Consider the following 20,764-nt stretch of genomic DNA (forward strand, 5'->3'; position numbering starts at 1 on the left):
GCTAGAAGCCGACCTTGCGCGGACCGCCGCGGACGGCCTCGCCCTTGGCCTGGGCGGTCTTCCTGAGCTGGTCCTGGAAGTCCCGCATCCGCTGCTGCAGCGCGGGGTCGGCGGCGGCCAGGATACGCAAGGCGAGCAGCCCGGCGTTGCGGGCGTTGCCGATCGCCACCGCGGCCACGGGCACCCCGGCCGGCATCTGCACGATCGAGAGCAGCGAGTCCATGCCGTCGAGGTACTTCAGCGGCACCGGCACCCCGATCACCGGCAGCGGTGTCACGGCCGCGAGCATCCCGGGCAGGTGGGCGGCCCCGCCGGCGCCGGCGATGATGACCGAGAGCCCGCGCCCGGCCGCCTCCTTGCCGTAGGCCAGCATCTCCTCGGGCATCCGGTGCGCGGAGACCACGTCGGCCTCGTAGGCGACGTCGAACTCCGCCAGCGCCTCGGCGGCCTCCTGCATCACCGGCCAGTCCGAGTCCGAGCCCATGACGATCCCGACGCGTGCGCTCATCTCATTCGCTTTCGTTGCCGAGGTCGCCGCGGAACCACGCCGCGGCGTGCCGCGCGCGCTCCAGACAGTCCTCGAGATCGTCGCCGTAGGCGTTGACGTGGCCCACCTTGCGGCCGGGGCGGAGCTCCTTGCCGTACAGATGCACCCGCAGGTACGGGTCCCTGGCCAGCGCATGCGGGAAGCCGTCGTACAGGCGGCCGACCTGGTCGTCGGGGCCGCCGAGGATGTTGACCATCACCGTCCATCGCGCGCGCGGCTCGGGCGAGCCGAGCGGCAGGTCCATGACGGCGCGCAGGTGGTTCTCGAACTGGGAGGTCACCGCCCCGTCCTGGGTCCAGTGGCCGGTGTTGTGGGGGCGCATCGCGAGCTCGTTGACCAGGATCCGCCCGTCCTCGGTCTCGAACAGCTCGACGGCGAGGACGCCCACGACGTCCAGGGCCCCCGCGAGGCGCAGCGCGATCTCCTGGGCCTGCCCGGACAGCCGGGGAGCGAGGTCCGGCGCGGGTGCGACGACCTCGTGGCAGATGCCGTCCTTCTGGGTCGAGGCCACCACGGCGTACGCCGCGGCCTGGCCGCTGGGCGAGCGGGCGACGAGCGCGGAGAGCTCGCGCCGGAACGCGACCCGCTCCTCGGCCAGCAGCGCGACCCCGGCCTCGGCGGCGGCCCGGAACGGCTCGGCGCAGTCCTCGGGCGAGTCGACGAACCAGACCCCCTTGCCGTCGTACCCCCCGCGCGTGGTCTTCAGGACGCACGGGAGGCCGAACGCCTCCACCTCGGCGACGGAGGCGACCAGGGCGTGGCGCGGGCAGGGGATGTCGAGCTCGGCGAGCCGGGACCGCATGACGCCCTTGTCCTGGGCGTGGACCAGCGCCTCGGGCCCGGGTCGCACGGCGATGCCGGCCTCCTCCAGGGCATGCAGGTGCGCGGTGGGCACGTGCTCGTGGTCGAAGGTGACCGCCGCACAGCCGTCGGTGACCTTCATCAGCGTGTCGAGGTCGGTGTAGTCGCCCACGACGTGGTCGGGGATCACCTGGGCGGCGGAGACGCCGTCGGCCTCGGCCAGCAGCCGCAGGGGCAGCCCCAGGGCGATCGCGGGCTGCGCCATCATCCGGGCGAGCTGCCCGCCACCGATGACCGCGAGGGTCGGAGCAAGGGCCACGGGGCAAACCCTAGTCGGGACTACCCCGACGTCGGCTCTCCGGTCTCGAAGCGCAGGCCCCGACCCCGGATCGTGGTGATCAGGTGCGGGTCCTGCGGGTTGTCGCCCAGCTTGCGGCGGACCCAGCCCAGGTGCACGTCGATGGTCTTCGAGGAGGTCCAGAAGCTGGTGTTCCAGACCTCACGCATGAGCTCGTCGCGGGACACGACCTCGCCGGCCCGGGCGATCAGGGCGTGGACGAGGTCGAACTCCTTGCGCGACAGGGCGACCTCCTCGGTCCCCCGCCACGCTCGCCTGCTCTCGGGGTCCAGCCGGACACCCTGAACGTCGAACACGTCCCCACGGTAGGGACAACGGACCCGTCAGCGTGGTGCGATCCGGCCAAATTGTCCGACCGGACTAGACGGGGCCGTACCGGGGCCGCAGGTCAGTGCCGACTCACGGCGAGCGGCTCGACGAGGCCGAAGCCGCGGACCGGCCGAGCCGGGAGCCGGCGGGTGTCGAACTGGTCGCTCGGCAGCGCATCGGCGGTCGCGGCGTCGACGATGATCCGGTTGCGGCGGGCGACGGCCGTGAGGCGCGCCGCCAGGTTGACCGGGGGCCCGAACACGTCGCCGAGCCGCATCACGACCGAGCCGCTCGCGAGGCCGACGCGCACATCCGGCATCCGTGGATCGCGGCCGATGACGTTGATGATCCCCTCGGCGGTGTCGTAGGCGGCGAGGGCGTCGGTGTTCACGAACAGCACCGAGTCGCCCAGGCTCTTGATGACCCGGCCCCGCTGGGTGGCGATCACGTCGGCGCAGCGCGACTCGAAGACCTCGACCAGGTCGCCGACCTTCTCGCGCGAGATCTGGTTGGACAGCGACGTGAAGCCGACGATGTCGGCGAAGCCCACGGTCAGCTGGGTCGTGTGCAGGTCCTCCTCGCCCGCCCCGAGCGCCTCCATGCGGACGACGGCGGCGGCCACGTGCCGGCGCCAGGCGTAGAGCAGCAGGGCCTCGAGGGGCTCGGCCAGGTCGTCGACCATCCGCAGCGCCGAGCCCACCCGGGTGCCGGTGGCCTGCTCACCGGCCTCGAGCTCCTCGACCCGGTGCACGAGGGCACCGACCTCCCAGTCCGCGAGGCGGGCCATGGTCTGCCCGACCGCGCGGGTCAGGTTGACCGCGACGTCGAAGTCGAAGAGCCCGGCGTCGACGGCGCCGATCAGGGTGGAGACCGCCTCGACGTCGGCGTGCGTGAAGGCCCGCTCGCCGCCGTGCTCGGGGAAGCCCAGTGCGCGCCACAGCCGCCTGGCGTGGTCGATGGAGACGCCCGCCTCGGCGGCCACCTCCGCGGCGTTGTAGTGCGGCTTCTCGCGCAGAATCGCCTGCTCGAGGGAGTCCTCTTCCTCTTCACCCATGCCGGTAGCCCGCCGAGCGGTCAGTGACCCTCTTCGAGGTTCGCGGCGCCGCCGTGGAGCTCGTGGAGGAGCTCGTTGAGGCGTCGCTGCGTGTCCTCGACGCGAGGGATGTCGGGCAGCAGGACCTGGCCATGGGTGCTGGCGTCGCTGATGACGAGCGTGCCGCAGCCGAGCATCCGGTCGATGAGGTCCAGCTCGTAGGCGACGTCGCTGATGCGCGAGAGCGGGATGTCGTGGCCCTTGCGGGTGAGGATCCCGTGGCGGGTGATCAGCCGCCGGTTGGTGATCGTGTAGGACGCCATCCGCCAGTCCAGCGCCGGCCACACCACGAACCACAGGATCGCCGCAGCCACCAGTGCCCAGACGACCAGCTGCGAGGTGCCGTGGTCGACGAGCACTTGGAACGCCACTCCGACCGCGAGCAGGATCACCAGCGCCAGCAGCGGCACCAGCAGCGCCTTGGGGTGGGTGCGGGTGCTGACGACGACGCGCTCGCCGGGGTTCAGCAGCTTCGGGGAGATGGCCACGGACGGATCATGTCACTGATCGGCGGGCCTCACGTGGACGACGTCGCCGGCCGCCACGTACTGGGCACCGTCGGCGGTCTCCACCACCAGCCGGCCGCCGGGGTCCACCGCGGTGGCGCGACCGCGGAGCACCGAGCCGTCCGGGAGGTCCACCCGGACGTCCTGGCCGACGGTGACGCAGGCCGCGGCGTACGACTCCGCCAGTCGCAGGCCGGTGTGGTCGCCGCCGGCCTGCCAGGCGTCGTAGGCCTCGCGCAGCGTGCTCAGCACCGACAGCAGGACGTCGTTGCGGTCCGGCTCGACGCCGGACTCGATGGCCAGGGAGGTGGCCGTCGGCACCGGGAGCTCGTCTCGGGTCATGCCGACGTTGAGGCCGACGCCGACCACGGCCGCCGGTCCCTGCGGGGTCTCGACCCGCTCGATCAGGATGCCGGCCACCTTCTTGTCCCCGATCTGCACGTCGTTGGGCCACTTCACCCCGGCGTCGTAGCCCTGGGCCTTGAGCGCCTTGTCGACGGCGTACCCGGTGAGCAGCGGCAGCCAGGGCCACGAGCGGGTCGGCACCGTGGGGCGCAGCACCACGGAGAACGTCAGCGCCGTGCCACGCGGGGTCTCCCAGCTCCGGTCGAGTCGCCCGCGGCCGTCGGTCTGGTGATCCGCGACGACGACGTGGCCGTCGGCGGCCCCCGCCCGAGCGCGCTCGACGGCGAGCGCGTTGGTGGACGGCACGGCGTCCACGACCTCCACCGCGATGTCGGGGATGACGTCCGGGGTGAGTCCGGAGAGACGGGTGCTGTCGAGGGATGGGCGCGAGGCCGAGTCCGCTGTCACGGGCACTACCCTGTCGCAGCAGACCCACCCGAGGCCAGTGACCGGGCCGCAGCGACTGGCTGAATCGACTGGCCGAAGCGGCTGGTCGACCCCGCTGGACCGAGACCAGGAGAAGCGCGTGAGCACACAGCCAGGAGAAGGCACCGACGTCCCCTCCGCGGAGACCGGCATCGACCTGCACACGACGGCCGGCAAGCTGGCCGACCTGGAGCGCCGGCTCGACGAGGCGGTGCACGCCGGCTCGGCCAAGGCGGTGGAGAAGCAGCACGCCAAGGGACGCTGGACGGCCCGCGAGCGCATCGAGCACCTCTTCGACGAGGGCTCCTTCGTCGAGCTCGACGAGCTGGCCCGGCACCGCTCGGTCGCCTTCGGACTGGAGAAGACCCGCCCCTACGGCGACGGCGTCATCACCGGCTACGGCACCATCGACGGTCGCCAGGTCTGCGTCTTCTCGCAGGACTTCACCGTGTTCGGCGGCTCGCTGGGCGAGGTCTACGGCGAGAAGATCGTCAAGGTCATGGACCTGGCTCTCAGGACCGGTTGTCCCATCATCGGCATCAACGAGGGGGCCGGCGCGCGCATCCAGGAGGGTGTCGTCTCGCTCGGCCTGTACGGCGAGATCTTCCGCCGCAACGTCCACGCCTCGGGCGTCATCCCCCAGATCAGCCTGATCATGGGCAACTGCGCCGGAGGCCACGTCTACTCCCCCGCGGTCACCGACTTCACGATCATGGTCGACCAGACCTCGGCGATGTTCATCACCGGACCCGACGTCATCAAGACGGTCACCGGCGAGGACGTCACGATGGAGGACCTCGGCGGCGCGCGCACCCACAACACCAAGTCCGGCAACGCCCACTACATGGGCGCCGACGAGGAGGACGCGCTGGAGTACACCAAGGCGCTGCTCTCCTTCCTCCCGCAGAACAACCTCGACGACCCGCCGATCTACGACGAGGACGCGGACCTGTCGTTCACCGACCTGGACCGGACCCTCGACGTCCTGATCCCGGACTCGCCGAACCAGCCCTACGACATGCACGACGTGCTCACCGCGGTCCTCGACGACGAGGAGTTCCTCGAGGTCATGCCGCTGTTCGCGCCCAACCTGATCATCGGCTACGGCCGGGTCGAGGGCCGCTCCGTCGGCGTCGTCGCCAACCAGCCGATGCAGTTCGCCGGCACCCTCGACATCGACGCCTCCGAGAAGGCCGCCCGCTTCGTGCGGACCTGCGACGCCTTCAACATCCCGGTCCTCACCTTCGTCGACGTGCCCGGCTTCCTGCCCGGCACCGACCAGGAGTGGAACGGCATCATCCGCCGCGGCGCCAAGCTCATCTACGCCTACGCCGAGGCCACGGTGCCGCTCGTCACCGTGATCACCCGCAAGGCCTACGGCGGCGCCTACGACGTCATGGGCTCCAAGCACCTCGGCGCCGACATCAACGTCGCCTGGCCCACCGCGCAGATCGCGGTCATGGGCGCCCAGGGCGCGGCCAACATCGTGCACCGCAAGGAGCTGGCGAGCATCAAGGACGGCGGGGGCTCCGCGGACGAGGTGGAGGCCCGTCGCGCCGAGCTGATCGACGAGTACGAGACCACGCTCGCCAACCCCTACATCGCGGCCGAGCGCGGCTACATCGACGCGGTGATCAGCCCCCACGAGACCCGGGTCGAGATCGTCCGGGCCCTGCGCCTGCTCCGCTCCAAGCGGGCCACGCTGCCGGCCAAGAAGCACGGGAACATCCCCCTCTGATGGCCGGCGAGAGCGACCAGACGCCGCCACAGCGCCCGCTGCTGCGCGTGGTCAACGGCGACGCGACCCCCGAGGAGATCGCGGCGCTGGTCGCCGTGCTGTCCGCCGCCGGCGCCACCGCGCCGGCCGCACGGCGTACGCCGGAGTGGTCGGCGCACCACCGCAAGGCCCGCCAGACCCACTCCCCCGGCCCCGCCGGCTGGCGAAGCAGCGGACTGCCGCGCTGAGGTCTCCGCCGCTCCCGTGTGGAACCCTGCACCGGTGAGCAGACTGCGACTGGGCCCGCTGTTGCGCTACGTCGACGAGACCAGCGCGTCGATCTGGGTGGAGACCGACGGCAGGGCCACCGTCAGCGTCCGCGCCGGCGAGCACCGGGGCGAGGCGCGGACCTTCGCGGTCCACGGCCACCACTACGCGCTGGTGTGCGTGGAGGGGCTGGCACCCGGCGCCAAGACGCCGTACGCCGTGCACGTCGACGGCGAGCAGGTGTGGCCGGAGCGCGGCTCGCAGTACCCGCCGTCGCTGATCCCCACCTTCGACCCCGCGAGCCGGATGCGCGTCGCGTTCGGCTCCTGCCGGACCTCGGTGGGCCACGGCCAGGCCGGCAACGAGACGCACGGCGTCGACGCGCTGCGCGCCTACGCACTGCGGATGGCCGGCGTCACCGACGTGGCCCACCCTGAGGACCCCGACCCGGGTGAGGAGGTCCGGTGGCCGGATCTGGTGCTCTTCCTCGGCGACCAGGTCTACGCCGACGAGACCACCGAGGAGATGCGGGAGTTCATCGCCTCGCGCCGCGACCTCGAGCAGCCGCCGTGGGACGAGCTGAAGGACTACGAGGAGTACGCCCACCTCTACCGGCTCGCCTGGACCGACCCGGCCAACCGCTGGCTGCTCTCGACCCTGCCGACGGCCATGATCTTCGACGACCACGACGTGCGCGATGACTGGAACACCTCGCACGCGTGGAAGCAGGAGATGGAGGCCACCGACTGGTGGCGCGACCGGATCGTCGCCGGCCTGGCGTCGTACTGGGTCTACCAGCACCTGGGGAACCTGAGCCCCCGCGAGCGCGCCGAGGACGAGATCTGGTCGCGCATCGTCGCCCACGAGGGCGAGGACGAGTACGACGCCGGCCCGCTGCTCGACGAGTTCGCGGAGCGCGCGGACCAGCAGCCGTCCTCCTACCGGTGGAGCTACGCGCGCCGGCTCGGCGACCAGGCCCGCCTGGTCGTGGTGGACTCGCGCGCCGCCCGGGTGCTGCACCCCGAGCACCGCACGATGCTGGACGACAGCGAGCTGGCCTGGCTCGACGAGCAGCTGCGCGGCGACGTCGACCACCTGCTGATCGGCACGTCGCTGCCGTTCCTCCTGGCGCCCGGCCTGCACTACGTGGAGGCGTTCAGCGAGGCGCTCGCGGGCGGCGCCTGGGGCCGGCGGCTCGCCAAGATCGGCGAGCGGATCCGCACGGGCGCCGACCTGGAGCACTGGGCGGCCTTCCAGGAGGGCTTCCAGATCGTCACCGCGATGGTGCTCGAGGTGGCGCGCGGCGAGCGCGGACGCGCCCCCGAGACGGTCACGTTCCTGTCCGGCGACGTCCACCACAGCTACGTCTCCGAGGCGCGCCCCACGCGTCGCGCCGCCCGCGGGCACAAACCGGTGCGCAGCCGCATCGTGCAGGCGGTCTGCTCCCCGATCCGCAACCCGCTCTCACGCCGGTGGCGCTTCGCCACGGCGTTCCTGTCCTACGGCGTCGCCGGCCCTCTCGGCCGCGTGGTGGCGCGCTCGGCGAAGGTGCCGGACGCCCCCTTGACGTGGCGGCTGCTCAAGGGGCCCTGGTTCGACAACAACCTGGCGAGCCTGGAGGTGACACCGCGCGGGCTGCGCCTGTGGTGGGCCAAGGGCCAGGTCGACGGCGACGACCACGAGCACCCGCGGCTGGTGACCGTCGCCGACCTCACCATCGGCTGACCGTAGGGTCGTGCCGTGCCCACCCTCGTCCTCGCCTCGGCCTCCCCCGCCCGCCTCGCCACGCTGCGCAGCGCCGGCATCGACCCGGTGGTGATCGTGTCCGGGGTCGACGAGTCGCAGCTCGACGGGCTGCCGCCCGCCGAGCTCGCACTCCAGCTCGCCGAGCTCAAGTGCGCCGCCGTGGCCGAGCGTGACGACCTGCCCACCGACGCGCTGGTGCTCGGCTGCGACTCGGTGCTCGAGCTGGACGGCCGCGCCCACGGCAAGCCGGCCGACGCCGACGACGCCGTACGCCGCTGGCGCGCCATGCGCGGCCGCTCCGGGGTCCTCCACACCGGCCACTGCCTGCGCGACACCGGGTCGGGCCGCGTCGCTGCCGCCGCCGCCTCGACCACGGTGCACTTCGCGGACGTGAGCGACGAGGAGGTGGCCGCCTACGTGGCGACCGGCGAGCCGCTGCATGTGGCCGGCGCCTTCACCGTCGACGGGCTGGGCGGGGCGTTCGTGACCGGGATCGAGGGCGACCACCACAACGTCGTGGGCCTGAGCCTGCCGCTGGTGCGCGAGCTCCTGGCCGAGCTGGGTGCGTCGTGGACGGCTCTCTGGTCGCGCGACGCGTAGGCTGGCGCCACCGGGCAGGTGCATGGGGCACGCCGGAGTCTTGAGCCGATCTTGCACATCGGTGGAGGTTCCTGCGGGCCGGTCTTGAGCGTTCAGGCCCACACTGATGGCGGGTACGCACAAGAACCGGAGGGCTCCAGATTTGAACGCCGACAGACGCGAGGGCACGCAGCAGGTCAGCGCCGCCGGCATGCCTGCGAGCCAGGAGTACGTGCGGACCCCCGACCCGCACCTGATCGCCTACGAGAGCGAGTTCCTCGACGCCGTCGACGAGCTGCCGACGTACCGGCCGACCGTGGGCTGCGTCATCCCGGCCTACAACGAGGCCGAGACCATCTCCGGGGTCCTCGACTCGCTCCTGCACCAGACCCGCCTGCCCGACACCATCCACGTCATCATCAACAACTCCAGTGACGATTCGGTCGAGATCGCCAGCCACTACGCCGGCCCGCACACCCGGATGACCGCGAGCGGTGAGCAGAGCACGGTCATCTACGTGCACGACATCGGCAAGAACCCCGACAAGAAGGTCGGGGCGCTTAACTACGGCTACTCGCTCGTCGAGCACATGGACTTCCTGCTCGGCGTCGACGGCGACACCACACCGGAGCCCGACGCCATCGAGCACCTGGTCGCCGAGATCGCGAGCGACGACCGCATCGGCGGCATCTCGGCGATCTACTCGATCGACGACAGCGCGCTGGACGGCCCGATGGCGAAGTTCCTCATCGCCGGTCAGCGGGCCCAGTTCTCCGCCTTCAACATGCAGAACCTCCTCAAGGGCCGCAACATGGCGGTGCTCGGCGGGCAGTTCTCGATCTTCCAGACCCAGGCGCTGCGTGACGTCATGCGCGACAGCCACCAGCGCACCCCGTGGGTCAAGGACTCCGAGGTCGAGGACTCGCTGCTGTCACTCCAGATCAAGAGCGCCGGCTACCTCACCAAGATCAGCGCCCGCGGGCGGGCCCACGTCGGCGGCATGACCACCCTCCGTTCCCTGGACGCCCAGCAGGTCAAGTGGAACTTCGGCGCGATCGACCTGATGTGGCCCGGGCAGCGCGGAGACACCAAGGGCCAGCCGCTCCATCCCAACCTCCGGCTGCGCTGGTTCGAGCACATGTCCATGGTCGGCAACATGGCCACCCGGTTCGGGTTCCTCCTGCTGCTCGGCGGCGCGCTCTCGATCAACGCCTTCGTCTTCAGCCCCTGGTGGCTGCTCCCACCGCTTGCGGCGGTCTTGCTCAACGTGCGGGTGGCGAGCTCGATGGCCTTCGCCAACCGGCGCGACTACCTCTTCGCACTCCTGATGGCGCCGGCCGAGATCTACATGTGGATCCGGATGGGCCACTTCGTGCGGGCCTGGCTGAAGTTCTTCAGCAGGCAGCAGACCGACAACTGGGCCGCGCAGGCCAAGGCCGAGCGTGGCAAGGGGATCGCGTGGATGTACCCGTTCGTCGGCTTCGCGCTGATCTTCGTGGTCGCCGCCGTGGGCTGGGTCCAGCTGCCGATCCAGCAGCAGTCGGATCTGCTGGCCGCGGCCTGGCCGGTCCTCGGGATGATCACCGTGCTGCAGACGGTGTGGATGCTCATCAAGGGAAGCAAGAGCTATCGGGGGTACAAGGCATGACTCGGCTGTTCCATCCGCGCCGCGCCCGGGCCACCGCCGTCGCCGCGCTGGTCCTCGCCGCCGTGCTGTCCGGCTGCTCGATGCTGGACGACGACAAGGCAGACACCGAGCCCAGCGCCACTCCCACACCGTCCGCGGCCGACTACGCCTACGACTCGCAGTTCACCCGCGACGGCACGTTCCAGTCGCACATCGACATCGACGGCGTCGACTTCGTCTACACCCTGTACCCCACCAAGGCCACGCCGCGGACCAACGAGTGGTACCCGCGGGGCAACAAGTTCTTCACCTTCACCTTCCAGGCCTACGACCTGGACCGTGGTCTGCGCGACCGGTTCGCCACGAAGCGGAAGGTCTACCTCGAGCGGATCCGGGTCGACTCCACCACCATCACCGAGCAGGGTGACGGCGGGCAGCGACCCTACCGGCTGGACGCGGTGGCCAAGCGGGTCACGTTCGACCCGGAGCCGGTCACCACCGACAAGGGCATGATCATCACCTCGCCGAAGGGCGCCTTCGAGCTGCGCAACCAGCGGATCGGCGAGATGTCCCCCGAGACCCGCGGAGTGAAGCTGACCTTCGTCGCGACCGTCTGGATCCAGGACGCGCCGGGCAGCACCCGCTTCTCCAAGCGCGAGATCCGCCAGGTGGTCCCGATCGGGATCTTCGAGTCCGACAAGCCCACGGTGGCGGCCCGGATCCCGATCAACTCGAACTGAAGGGCAGGCTCAGACCTCGGCCAGGCGGTAGCCGACGCCGCGCACGGTCTCGATGAACCTCGGCACCGTGCTCTCGTCGCCGAGCTTGCGGCGCAGGTTGGTCACGTTCGTCTCGACGGAGCGTTTGTCTGCCTCGTTGACGAAGTACGACGTGACGTACTGCTGCCCGCGCATCGCGAGCACCAGGTCGGCCTTGCTGCGCACCCGGCGCCCGGTGCTCATCAGGGAGGCGAGCAGGTCGAACTCCGCGCGGGTCAGGTCCACCGCACCGCCGTTGAGCGTCACCATGCGGGTCTCGTTGTTGAGCGTCAGGGTCTTGAACCGCACGAGAGGCCCGTCGCTGGTCGCCTCGCCGCCCGAGGCCACCGCCGGAGTGCTCGGCGCCTGGTGGGCCGGTGCGGACACCGGCGCCGGGGGCTGGACCGGGGCCGGCGGGGCGGCGGACGGTGCGGGGGCGACGACGGGGGTCTCTGCGGGCGCCGTTGAGGCCTGCCGCAGGCGCGGCGCGTTGGCGGTGAGCTCGCGGGCGGCCTTGGCCGCCCACGACTCCGCCTGCGGCGCGACCGGGGCGGGCGGGGGCGCCGGCGCCGGCTCGTGTCCCATCGGCCATTCGTGGCGGGTCCGTGGACGCCGCAGCATCGAGTCCGCACGGGCCCGGAGCTCGCGCGGACGGAACGGCTTGACCAGGTAGTCGTCGGCGCCGGCCTCGAAGCCCTGGACCACGTCGATCTCGTCGCCGAGCGAGGTGATGAAGATCAGGTAGGTGTTGCTGAACTCGCGCAGCCGCTTGGCGGCGGCGAATCCGTCCATGCCCGGCATGTTGACGTCCAGCGTCGTGATCAGCGGATTGTGGGCGCGGACCGCCTCGACGCCGGAGTGGCCGTCGCCGACGACGACGGTGGAGAACCCGGACTGGGTGAGCACGATGTCGATGAGGTCGCGCACGTCAGGGTCGTCCTCGATGATGACCGCAGTCCAGTCGTCTCCCGCCATGCGGGGAAGCCTATACGTGCTGGTCACCAGCCCGACGCGGATGCCAGCTCCAGCGCACGCTCGGGCCAGAACTCCCCCGCGGCAGGCCCGTTGCGGCACTCGCCGTCGCTCTCGCCGGGAGGCTTCACCCACAGGTAGGCGTCCAGGGCGGTGCCGTCCTCCACCGCCTCGGGGTCGCGCCCGTAGGCGCGCCCGGGCGGGTTGCACCACCCCTGCGCGGAGCCTCGGCCGTTGCGACCGACGTCGATGACGAAGGACGCCCCGCCGAGCAGTGCGCTGAGCTGCTCTCCGTAGGCGCGCTCGTCCTCGTCGGTCTGGTAGTTGGAGACGTTCGTGGCGAAGCCGCGAGCCCGGTCGACCCCGGCCCGCCGCAGCAGGTCCGCGAGCGTGTCCGGGGCGATCCAGCGCGAGTGCCCCCCGTCCAAATACGTCGAGGCGCCGCCGGCGACCAGCCGGTCGACGGCGTCGCCGATCAGCCCGAGGCGCTCCTCGAGGTTCTCGCACTCCACGGCCGAGGCCAGGGCGTCGGGCTCCACGACGACGACGGAGCCGGTCACCGCGTCGGCGATCTCCTGCACCCACGGCCCGTACTGGTCGGCCGGCAGGCCGCCGGACGAGAAGCCGCCCGTGCAGTCGCGGTCGGGGATGCCGTAGACGACGAAGGTCGGCACCTGGCCCCGCTCGGCGGCGACGGCGACGTGACGGGCGACCTCGGGGCCGACCCGGCCGGCCGGCAGCTCCTCCGGAGTGAGCCAGATGCCGGACGGGGTCTCGCCGAGCCGGGTGAACACTCGGGCCGCGTCGGCGTCGCCGCGCGCCTCGGCCTGCGCCGCGGCCCTCCTGGCCCGAGAGTCGGGGTCGGCGTACAGACCGCGGTCCGCGAACGGGTCGCCGGCCGCCGGCGGCAGCGTGCTCGGCGGGGCCGACTGCGGGTCGGCGCCGTGGTCGCTAGCGCACCCGCCGAGCAGCAGGGCGGCGGCCGCGACGAGGGCGATCCCGCGACGGATCGAGAGCATGCTCACCGGGTCACCACGGCCAGACGGCGACGACGACGATGCCGGCGGCCACGGCCACGCTCGCCACGGCGAGGCCCAGCTGCACCCAGTAGAACGCCCTGTGGACCGCGGCCGGGCTCGGGGTGCCGACGGCATGCTCGAGCGCCGGCAGGTCGTGGCCGACCCCCACCGCCACACGCCGCTCCGCGCGCACCTGCAGCCAGAGCCCCAGCGCCAGCGCCAGCAGCGGCGCCGCCGTCGGCCAGTAGCGGGCGGAGCCGAGGTGGATGAACGGCTGGGTGAGCAGAGCGCCGAGGCTCAACTTGAGCACGATGCTGAGGATCTGGGAGTCGAACGAGCGCCGGGTCGCCAGCAGCAGCACCCACACCAGCACGATCAGCGAGAGGTACCACATCAGGGCCGTCACGAGCGTGACGAACCAGTACGTGAAGGTGTCCCCGTCGGTGTCCGGGTCCATCAGCTGGTCGTTGTAGCCGGACGGCTCCAGGGCGTAGGCGTAGAAGTTGCCCAGGACGTCGCGGCTGTAGCTCTGCGGGGTGACCCCCTGGCGGGCGTAGCTCGACATCTCCGACTGGATGGCCACCTGGTCGCCGTCGGTCGCGCGGGCCACCTCGCGGGCGTAGCGCAGCGGCGAGAACCAGATCGTGCTGCCGGGGTCGCAGGGGCCGAAGCAGATCCGGTCGTACTCACCGAAGGTGTTGGCCAGGACCGTCGGCACCGAGGTCGTCGTGAGCACCCGCCCGCCCAGGCTCTGCGACGCGGCGACCGACCAGGGCAGCAGCAGCCCCACGAAGAGGACGCCGGCCACGGCCATCGCGGTGATGCCACGCAGCCGCTCCCGGCGGCGCAGCAGCACCACCAGCGACGCCAGCAGCACCACGAACAGCCCCCCGACCAGCAGCGCGGTGCTGGAGCGCAGGTAGACGATCACGATCCCGACTACGCCGAGCCACGCGCCCTCGCGCAGCGTGAAGGCGACTCCGAGACGCACCTGGCGGAAGATCGTCACCACGTGCGCGACGAGCATTACGACCAGCAGGCCCGCGAGCAGGTCGCCCCAGGCGCCGTACATGAAGAGCAGGTACATCGGCACCAGCCCGGGGAAGACCAGGAGGATGGCGGCGTAGCGGTCGCCGAAGGTACGGCGCACGGTGCGCACCGTCAGCAGCAGCACCACCGTCGACACGACGCCGAGGTAGCAGCGGATCACGAAGATCGAGGCGTCCGGGTCCACGAGGAACAGCGGCGTCAGCAGCACCGACATGCCGGGCATGAACCAGCCGCTGCCGACGACGTTGCGCTCCAGCTCGGCGGTGTCGACCGGCCCGAGGGACACCAGGTCGCGCACCAGGTTGGACAGCGCGCGCCCGCCGTCGGCGTAGTAGGCCTCGTCCCCGACGAACGGCGTGTGCCCCACCTTGGGCAGCAGCGCGAGCTTGAGCAGCACGTGCGCCGCGACCAGGATCGCCAGGAGCGTCCCGCCCCGGGGCAGGCGTCGGTAGGAGCGCTCGAGCTCGTCGATCATCGCGCGAGCTCGTAGGAGTCGGGGAACCGCTTGGTGGCGTAGGGGTCGTCGCAGATCGGGTCGTCGGAGGCGAGCGGCACCGACGGCAGGTCGAAGGTGACGGTGCCGCGCACCGTGGCGTCCTCGGGCACATCCGGCAGGGGCTCGACCTCGACGCTCACCGGGCCGGTGTCCGGCCGGGTGAAGACCAGGGCGTCGCCGGCGCCGGTCTCGGGGGTGAAGCCGGCCTCCACGAAGGAGGCGGTCAGCTGCTCGCGGACCTCGTCGTCGTCGATCAGGTCGTACTGGACGACGAGCTCGCGTCGCGGCTCCCCGTCGACCTCGACGTCGCCGTCGGTGCGCACCTGGTGGGCGAAGTCGAGCGTGAGCCCCTCGGGCAGCGGGTAGCAGCCGAGCTCGAGCGCCGGCGGGTCGAGCACCGGTCGGTAGCTGCCCTCGGGGTGGGCGCGCCCGAACTGGGGGCTCAGCAGCACCAGCACGACGGCGAGCAGCACCACGAGCCCGATGGACGCGCGGCGCACGGTGGCGGACGAGTCCGAGATCCCAGGCACGGGCGCGATGCTAAACCAGGCGCCCGTCGAACCCTCAGTCCGGCTTGACGGCCAGCACGTCGCAGGGGGCGTCCAGCAGCACCCGCTGGGCCACGCTGCCCATCAGCATCTTCCCGACCGGCGAGCGCCGGCGCACACCGATGACGACCAGCTCGGCCCCCACCTCGGTGGCCGCGTCGATGATCGCGTCGGCCACGTCCGTCCCGAGCCCGTGCCGCACGCTCGCGGGGACCGCCGCACCGACCAGCCGTCGCTCCAGGTCCGCGACCGCGGCCTCACCGAGGTACTTCTGGTCGACCAGGGCGTCGCCGCGGCTGGCGTTGACGACCACCAGGTCGCCGCCACGGCGGCGGACCTCGGTGATGCCGGCCTCGAGCGCCGCCTCGCCGTACTTGTTGGGGATGTAGCCCACGACGACGGTCATCGCGACACCTCTTCCTTCTCAGCCGGGTCTGCGGGCTCTGGGGGCACCACGGGCTCGCCGCGCATCCGGTCGATCACGATGGGCGCGAGGACGGCCAGCACGATGACGACGTAGACCCCGATGGCCAGCCCCTCGCTGAACAGCCCGCTGAGGTCGCCGTTGGAGATGTCCAGCGCCTCGCGCATCTTCACCTCCATGAGGGGGCCGATGATCACACCGAGGATGAGCGGCAGGATCGGGATGCCGAAGCGGCGCACCGCGAAGCCGATCGCCCCGAAGACGAGCAGCAGGGCGATGTCGAAGGGGTTCTGGTCGACGGCGTAGGCGCCGAGCGAGGCGAAGAAGAGGATCCCGGCGTAGAGCTGGGGGCGCGGGATCTGGAGCAGCTTGGCCCACAGCGGCGCCAGCGGCAGGTTGATCACCAGCAGCAGGGCGTTGCCGATGAGCAGGCTGGCCAGGAGCGTCCAGATCAGGTCCGGCTGGTCGGTCATCAGCGTCGGCCCGGGCACGATGCCGTAGGTCGTCATCGCGGCCAGCAGGATCGACGCCGTCGCCGTGACCGGCAGGCCCAGCGCCAGCAGCGGGACGAACATGCCCGCCGCGCTGGCGTTGTTGGCCGCCTCGGGGCCGGCCACCCCCTCGATCGCGCCGTGACCGAACTCGTCGCTGTCCTTCGCGAGCCTCTTCTCCGCGATGTAGGACAAGAAGGTGGGCGTCTCGGCGCCGCCCGCCGGGAGCGCGCCGAAGGGGAAGCCGATCGCGGTGCCGCGCAGCCACGGCTTCCACGAGCGGCCCCAGTCGTCTCGGCCCATGAACGGGCGCCCCACCGGGACCACCTCGACCGGGTTGCGGCGCAGGTGCGCGGCGATCCACAGCGACTCGCCGATGGCGAAGAGGCCGACCGCCACCACGACGATGTCGGCGCCGTCGACCAACTGGGTGATGCCCAGGGTGAGCCGGGCCTGGCCGGTGGAGAGGTCGAGGCCGACCAGCCCGATCGTCAGCCCGATGAAGAGCCCGATGAAGCCGCGCAGGCGCGAGCTTCCGAGCACGGCCGAGACGAGCACCAGCGAGAGCAGCATGATCGCGAAGAACGACGGGGCGCCGACCTTGACCGCCTGCTCGGCGATGGTCGGGGCGAAGAACGCGACCAGGAGGGTCCCGATCGTGCCGGCCACGAACGAGCCGATGGCCGCGGTCGCCAGGGCCTGCGCGGCGCGGCCCTTCTTCGCCATCTTGTTGCCCTCGATGGCTGTCATCACCGACGCCGACTCGCCCGGGGTGTTGAGCAGGATCGAGGTGGTCGAGCCGCCGTACATGCCGCCGTAGTAGATGCCGGCGAACATGATCAACGACTGGGTCACGTCCAGGCCGTAGGTGATCGGCAGCAGCAGCGCGAGCGCCATCGCCGGGCCGATGCCGGGCAGCACGCCGACGAAGGTGCCGATGAGCACGCCGATGGCGGCGTACATCAGGTTCTGTGGGGTGAACGCGCTGCCGAGGCCGTCGAACAGGAGGTTCAGGGTGTCCATCACGCGGGGTCCCTGCGGAGTTGTTCGGCGGAGGAGCGGAGCGGGGGAGTCGAAGAACTCCGTGGGGTGCTCACAGGACCCCGTCCAGGATGCCGGGAGGCAGCGGGACGCCGAGCCCGGTGTAGAAGAAGTACCAGCTGCCCACCGACAGCACCGCGCCCACCAGGACGTCGCGCAACAGCGTGCGGCTGCCGAGCGCCCAGGCGCAGCCGGCGAACAGCAGGGCGCCGGTGATGGCCCAGCCGAGCACGTTGACCAGCAGCAGGTTGAGGACCAGGATCGCGACGAGCTTGCCGACGGTCGTCCAGTCCGCCGGGGAGGCGAGGTCGACATCCTCGCCGGCCTCCTTCTCGGGGACGTCGCCGCGGGCCGTCGCGATGGCGAGGAGCACCGCGAGCACCAGCATCCCGGCGCCGATGACATAGGGAAACACGCGCGGTCCGACCGGGTCGGCGAAGCCCACGTTGAGACCCCGGGCGTCGATGAGCGTGTAGGCGCCGACCACGGCCAGCACGACGGCCAGTCCGTACTGGGCCTTGTCGACCTTGCGGGGAGCCGTCGCCTGGGCCGCCGCGTCGGAACGCTCGATCACAGCAGCCCCAGGTCCTCGAGGGTCCCGGAGACCCGCCCGTCCTGCTCCTCGAGGAACGCCATGAAGTCCTCCCCCGTCTTGAAGTCGTCGGTCCAGCCGTACTGCTCCAGGGTGGCCGCCCAGGCGTCGGTGTCGTGCATCTCCTGCAGGTAGCCGATCAGCTCGTCGCGGCGCTCGTCGCCGATGTCGGGCGGGGCCAGGACCCCGCGCCAGTTGAGGAAGACCAGGTCGATGCCGCTCTCGGTGAGCGTCGGTACGTCCTTGAGCGCGGGTTGCCGCTGCCGCTCCTCCCCCGAGACGGCCAGCACCCGCAGCTCGCCCTCCTCGATCTGCTGCTCGAACTCGGCGAGCCCCGAGAAGCCGGCGTCGATCTTCGCGCCGAGCAGCGCGCTCTTGAGCGGTCCGCCGCCGTCGTACGACACGTAGTTGACGTCGCGGGGGTCGATGCCGACGGTGTCGGCCAGCTGCATCGGGAACAGGTGGTCGGGGCCGCCCTGTGACGAGCCCCCGCCGACGGCGAGGCTGTCCGGGTCGGCGGTCCACGCCTGCACGAAGTCGTCGATCGTCTTGAACGGCGAGTCGCCCGGCACGAGGACGCCCTCGGGCTCGCTGATGAGCTGGGCGAGCGGGGTGGCGTCGGTGAGGCGCCGATCGTTGCCGAAGGAGTAGAGCGAGCCGACGACGCCCAGCCCGACGATCATCATCGTGTGCTCGTCGCCGGTGTCGCCGAGCATCTCGGTGAACGCGTTGGTGCCGCCGGCGCCCTCGATGTTGTCGACGGTGAAGTCACCCCCGGTGACGTCGCCGTCCTCCATCACCTTGACCGCCTCCCGGCCGGTCTGGTCGTAGCCGCCGCCGGCGGCGTTGGGGATGACCATGAGCAGGTCGCGGCTGTCGTCGCCGCGGGTCACCCCGCAGGCGGGCGTCGCCGCGACGAGGGCGGCCACGGACATCGCGACGAGAAGCCGTCGCCACCGAGAGTCAGGCACTCTCGGGAACCTACCCCCGTAACGTGGCGCGCGTCACTCCACGGGCAGTCCGAGTCCCCGCGCGATGAGCATCCGCTGGACCTCCGAGGTGCCCTCGCCGATTTCGAGCACCTTCGCGTCGCGGTAGAAGCGGGCGACCGGGTACTCCTCCATGAAGCCGTAGCCGCCGAAGACCTGGGTCGCGATCCGCGTCGCGGTGACCGCCGACTCGGTGGCGTAGAGCTTGGCGACCGAGGCGGCCTGCTTGAAGTCCTTCATCGGGGCCCCGGAGTCCTTGAGCCAGGCGGCGCGGTAGGTGAGCAGCCGGCTGGCGTGCAGCATCGTCTCCAGGTCGGCGATCTGAAAGGCCACGCCCTGCTTGCGCCCGATCGGCCCGCCGAAGGTCTGGCGCTCGCCGGCGTACGCGACGGCCATGTCCAGGCAGGCCTGGATGCAGCCCACCGACAGCGCGGAGATCGCCACCCGGCCGTCGTCGAGGGTGGCGAGGAACTGCGCATAGCCCCGGCCCTCGGCCCCCAGCAGGTGGTCGGCGGGGACCCGCGCGTCCTCGAACGACAGCGCGTGGGTGTCCGAGGCGTGCCAGCCGAGCTTGTCGTAGGGCTTCTCCACGGTGAAGCCGGGCGTGCCCGCGGGCAGCATGATCACCGAGATCTCCGGCTTGCCGTCGGCGCGGGTGCCGGTGCGGGCGGTCACGTTGACCAGGCTGGTGATCTGCGAGCCGGAGTTGGTGATGAACTGCTTGGCGCCGTTGACCACCCACTCGCCGTCGTGGAGCTCGGCCTTGGTGCGGGTCGCACCCGCGTCGGAGCCGGCGCCGGGCTCGGTGAGGCCGAAGCCCGCGAGCCGCTCCCCGCTCACCAGCTCGGGGAGCCACCGCTCCTTCTGCTCCGCGGTGCCGTAGGTGAGCACCGGGTTGATCCCGAGTCCGACCCCCGCCTGCAGGGTGATCCCGAGCGACTGGTCGACCCGGCCGATCTCCTCGATCGCCACGCACAGGCTGGTGAAGTCGCCGTCCTCGCCGGCGCCGCCGTACTCCTCGGGGGCGGTCAGCCCGAACAGCCCGAGCCCGCCCATCTTCTGCACGACGTCCACCGGGAAGTGGTGCTCGCGATCCCACCGCGCAGCGTGCGGCGCGATCTCGGCCTCCGCGAACTCGCGGACGCTGCGGCGGAACTCCTCGTGCTCACGGCTCAGGTCGAAGCTCATGACGTCACTCTAGCCGCGAGGTTAGCGATTGTTAACCGCCCGACGGGCGAGGTTCTGGGCGTTTCCCTGACGTTCTGGGCCGTTATTCCTGCCCAGAACGTCAGGGTTACCAGCAGATGCTGATAACGCTGCTCAGTCGCAGTTGTCGCACACCCCAGTAGCCGGCAGGGCCATGAAGCACCGATCACAGACGGCGACGGGGCGGTCGGTGGCGGCGATGCGCGGCTTGGCCGGCGGCGCGGGCGGCTTGGCGGCCGCGCGCGGGGCACGAGGGGCACCCGCTGCGGCCGGGGCGCGCGGGCGGCGCCGGCCCACGGGCTCGGGGACGGGGGCCGGCTCGGCGTCGGCGGGCGCGGATCCGGCCCAGCGATAGCACTCCAGGCGAGCGGCCGAGGCGTGCGCCTCGCGCTTGAGGGGGTCGGCGATGGGCAGCCGGTCGTCCACGCGCAGCACGTCGTCGTAGGCCTCCCCGACCCAGCCCGAGCGCGGGTCGACGACCAGCGCCGGCAGCGGTGGCACGCCCTCGTGCCGGCACAGGTGCGCCACGGGGATCAGCACCTTCGCCAGCCACTGCGTCGCCGGCCGGCTGGTGCGGATGCCGCTGGCCTCCTGCACCCGCTCGCCCAGGTCGGTGGTGGTGATGACCGCGCGGTACTCCCCCGCGGTCTCCACCAGCACGCCGTACGCCTCACGCACCCAGGCCTCGAGCGCGATCGCCTCGGAGGTCGGAGTGCCGGACGGTTCCCGCCAGAATCCCTGTCGCTGCGCCACCGACCCACCTTAGGCATGTCGGGAGGTCACCGGAGAGGGTCCAC

At 71.6% G+C, this 20,764-nt stretch carries 22 protein-coding genes; 6 read left to right on the top strand and 16 right to left on the bottom strand.

The features are described from left to right. Nucleotide 1: 1 nt before the first annotated feature. From purE to LQ940_RS16180, 6 genes are all read right to left on the bottom strand, one after another. Nucleotides 2–508 carry a 5-(carboxyamino)imidazole ribonucleotide mutase gene (purE, locus tag LQ940_RS16155; RefSeq protein ID WP_231242981.1) on the bottom strand — a complete coding sequence of 169 codons (507 nt, stop codon included), beginning with the start codon at nucleotides 506–508 and terminating at the stop codon, nucleotides 2–4. A 1-nt stretch (nucleotide 509) separates the two neighbouring features. Beyond that, the gene (locus LQ940_RS16160; protein WP_231242979.1) at nucleotides 510–1,667 is read right to left on the bottom strand and encodes a 5-(carboxyamino)imidazole ribonucleotide synthase; all 1,158 of its coding nucleotides are present in this window, start codon (nucleotides 1,665–1,667) and stop codon (nucleotides 510–512) included. Between the two features lie 20 nt (nucleotides 1,668–1,687). Then, the gene (locus LQ940_RS16165) at nucleotides 1,688–2,002 is read right to left on the bottom strand and encodes a winged helix-turn-helix domain-containing protein (RefSeq protein WP_231242977.1); all 315 of its coding nucleotides are present in this window, start codon (nucleotides 2,000–2,002) and stop codon (nucleotides 1,688–1,690) included. A 92-nt stretch (nucleotides 2,003–2,094) separates the two neighbouring features. Further along, a complete protein-coding gene (locus LQ940_RS16170) occupies nucleotides 2,095–3,069 on the bottom strand; it encodes an adenylate/guanylate cyclase domain-containing protein (protein WP_231242975.1) in 975 nt (324 codons plus the stop codon). A 20-nt stretch (nucleotides 3,070–3,089) separates the two neighbouring features. Continuing rightward, nucleotides 3,090–3,596: a PH domain-containing protein gene (locus tag LQ940_RS16175; RefSeq protein ID WP_231242973.1), complete on the bottom strand. Its 507-nt coding sequence runs from the start codon at nucleotides 3,594–3,596 to the stop codon at nucleotides 3,090–3,092. 12 nt (nucleotides 3,597–3,608) lie between these two features. Then, entirely contained in the window at nucleotides 3,609–4,427 is an 819-nt protein-coding gene (locus tag LQ940_RS16180; RefSeq protein ID WP_231242971.1) for a biotin--[acetyl-CoA-carboxylase] ligase, read from the bottom strand. A gap of 169 nt (nucleotides 4,428–4,596) precedes the next feature. On the opposite strand from LQ940_RS16180, the gene LQ940_RS16185 reads away from it, so the two are divergent. The 6 genes from LQ940_RS16185 to LQ940_RS16210 all read left to right on the top strand — a co-directional run bounded on the left by LQ940_RS16185 (nucleotide 4,597) and on the right by LQ940_RS16210 (nucleotide 11,121). After that, nucleotides 4,597–6,183 (top strand): acyl-CoA carboxylase subunit beta, encoded by a 1,587-nt coding sequence (locus LQ940_RS16185; protein WP_231243181.1) that lies wholly within the window; start codon nucleotides 4,597–4,599, stop codon nucleotides 6,181–6,183. Continuing rightward, complete coding sequence (locus tag LQ940_RS16190; RefSeq protein WP_231242968.1) at nucleotides 6,183–6,410, top strand: acyl-CoA carboxylase epsilon subunit; 228 nt, start codon at nucleotides 6,183–6,185, stop codon at nucleotides 6,408–6,410. Before LQ940_RS16185 ends, LQ940_RS16190 begins: the two co-directional genes overlap by 1 nt. Before the next feature lie 34 nt (nucleotides 6,411–6,444). Further along, complete coding sequence (locus LQ940_RS16195; protein ID WP_231242966.1) at nucleotides 6,445–8,154, top strand: alkaline phosphatase D family protein; 1,710 nt, start codon at nucleotides 6,445–6,447, stop codon at nucleotides 8,152–8,154. A gap of 15 nt (nucleotides 8,155–8,169) precedes the next feature. Continuing rightward, a complete protein-coding gene (locus LQ940_RS16200; protein WP_231242964.1) occupies nucleotides 8,170–8,775 on the top strand; it encodes a Maf family protein in 606 nt (201 codons plus the stop codon). A 142-nt stretch (nucleotides 8,776–8,917) separates the two neighbouring features. Further along, complete coding sequence (locus LQ940_RS16205) at nucleotides 8,918–10,402, top strand: glycosyltransferase family 2 protein (protein ID WP_231242962.1); 1,485 nt, start codon at nucleotides 8,918–8,920, stop codon at nucleotides 10,400–10,402. Then, nucleotides 10,399–11,121, top strand: coding sequence for a hypothetical protein (locus LQ940_RS16210; RefSeq protein ID WP_231242961.1), 723 nt, complete (start codon nucleotides 10,399–10,401; stop codon nucleotides 11,119–11,121). The genes LQ940_RS16205 and LQ940_RS16210 overlap by 4 nt, the downstream gene beginning before the upstream one ends. 9 nt (nucleotides 11,122–11,130) lie before the next feature. Here LQ940_RS16210 and LQ940_RS21785 read toward each other — a convergent pair whose 3' ends face one another. From LQ940_RS21785 to LQ940_RS16265, 10 genes are all read right to left on the bottom strand, one after another. Next, a complete protein-coding gene (locus LQ940_RS21785) occupies nucleotides 11,131–12,114 on the bottom strand; it encodes a response regulator transcription factor (RefSeq protein ID WP_269214655.1) in 984 nt (327 codons plus the stop codon). 23 nt (nucleotides 12,115–12,137) lie between these two features. Next, entirely contained in the window at nucleotides 12,138–13,130 is a 993-nt protein-coding gene (locus LQ940_RS16225; RefSeq protein WP_231243179.1) for a glycoside hydrolase family 6 protein, read from the bottom strand. A gap of 10 nt (nucleotides 13,131–13,140) precedes the next feature. Then, complete coding sequence (locus LQ940_RS16230; protein ID WP_231242960.1) at nucleotides 13,141–14,655, bottom strand: hypothetical protein; 1,515 nt, start codon at nucleotides 14,653–14,655, stop codon at nucleotides 13,141–13,143. After that, nucleotides 14,652–15,206 carry a hypothetical protein gene (locus LQ940_RS16235; protein ID WP_231242959.1) on the bottom strand — a complete coding sequence of 185 codons (555 nt, stop codon included), beginning with the start codon at nucleotides 15,204–15,206 and terminating at the stop codon, nucleotides 14,652–14,654. The genes LQ940_RS16230 and LQ940_RS16235 overlap by 4 nt, the downstream gene beginning before the upstream one ends. 34 nt (nucleotides 15,207–15,240) lie before the next feature. Then, on the bottom strand, nucleotides 15,241–15,630 hold the full coding sequence (locus LQ940_RS16240) for a universal stress protein (RefSeq protein WP_231242958.1): 390 nt from the start codon (nucleotides 15,628–15,630) through the stop codon (nucleotides 15,241–15,243). After that, nucleotides 15,627–17,162, bottom strand: a complete 1,536-nt coding sequence (locus tag LQ940_RS16245; protein WP_231243178.1) for a tripartite tricarboxylate transporter permease — start codon at nucleotides 17,160–17,162, stop codon at nucleotides 15,627–15,629. Before LQ940_RS16245 ends, LQ940_RS16240 begins: the two co-directional genes overlap by 4 nt. A 70-nt stretch (nucleotides 17,163–17,232) precedes the next feature. Beyond that, a complete protein-coding gene (locus LQ940_RS16250; RefSeq protein ID WP_231242957.1) occupies nucleotides 17,233–17,754 on the bottom strand; it encodes a tripartite tricarboxylate transporter TctB family protein in 522 nt (173 codons plus the stop codon). After that, the gene (locus tag LQ940_RS16255; RefSeq protein WP_231242956.1) at nucleotides 17,751–18,743 is read right to left on the bottom strand and encodes a Bug family tripartite tricarboxylate transporter substrate binding protein; all 993 of its coding nucleotides are present in this window, start codon (nucleotides 18,741–18,743) and stop codon (nucleotides 17,751–17,753) included. The genes LQ940_RS16250 and LQ940_RS16255 overlap by 4 nt, the downstream gene beginning before the upstream one ends. A gap of 33 nt (nucleotides 18,744–18,776) precedes the next feature. Then, nucleotides 18,777–19,949, bottom strand: a complete 1,173-nt coding sequence (locus LQ940_RS16260) for an acyl-CoA dehydrogenase family protein (RefSeq protein WP_231242955.1) — start codon at nucleotides 19,947–19,949, stop codon at nucleotides 18,777–18,779. Nucleotides 19,950–20,081: 132 nt separating this feature from the next. Continuing rightward, nucleotides 20,082–20,720: a hypothetical protein gene (locus LQ940_RS16265; RefSeq protein ID WP_231242953.1), complete on the bottom strand. Its 639-nt coding sequence runs from the start codon at nucleotides 20,718–20,720 to the stop codon at nucleotides 20,082–20,084. Nucleotides 20,721–20,764: the final 44 nt, after the last annotated feature.

It is taken from the genome of Nocardioides sp. cx-173 (assembly GCF_021117365.1).
Taxonomy (GTDB): Bacteria; Actinomycetota; Actinomycetes; order Propionibacteriales; family Nocardioidaceae; genus Nocardioides.

Bases quoted from the DNA above. Each gene is read 5' to 3' on its own strand.
- LQ940_RS16225 (WP_231243179.1), bottom strand. From the start codon at position 13,130: ATGCTCTCGATCCGTCGCGGGATCGCCCTCGTCGCGGCCGCCGCCCTG.
- LQ940_RS16260 (WP_231242955.1), bottom strand. From the start codon at position 19,949: ATGAGCTTCGACCTGAGCCGTGAGCACGAGGAGTTCCGCCGCAGCGTC.
- LQ940_RS21785 (WP_269214655.1), bottom strand. From the start codon at position 12,114: ATGGCGGGAGACGACTGGACTGCGGTCATCATCGAGGACGACCCTGAC.
- LQ940_RS16245 (WP_231243178.1), bottom strand. From the start codon at position 17,162: ATGGACACCCTGAACCTCCTGTTCGACGGCCTCGGCAGCGCGTTCACC.
- LQ940_RS16170 (WP_231242975.1), bottom strand. From the start codon at position 3,069: ATGGGTGAAGAGGAAGAGGACTCCCTCGAGCAGGCGATTCTGCGCGAG.
- LQ940_RS16190 (WP_231242968.1), top strand. From the start codon at position 6,183: ATGGCCGGCGAGAGCGACCAGACGCCGCCACAGCGCCCGCTGCTGCGC.
- LQ940_RS16210 (WP_231242961.1), top strand. From the start codon at position 10,399: ATGACTCGGCTGTTCCATCCGCGCCGCGCCCGGGCCACCGCCGTCGCC.
- LQ940_RS16240 (WP_231242958.1), bottom strand. From the start codon at position 15,630: ATGACCGTCGTCGTGGGCTACATCCCCAACAAGTACGGCGAGGCGGCG.
- purE (WP_231242981.1), bottom strand. From the start codon at position 508: ATGAGCGCACGCGTCGGGATCGTCATGGGCTCGGACTCGGACTGGCCG.
- LQ940_RS16230 (WP_231242960.1), bottom strand. From the start codon at position 14,655: ATGATCGACGAGCTCGAGCGCTCCTACCGACGCCTGCCCCGGGGCGGG.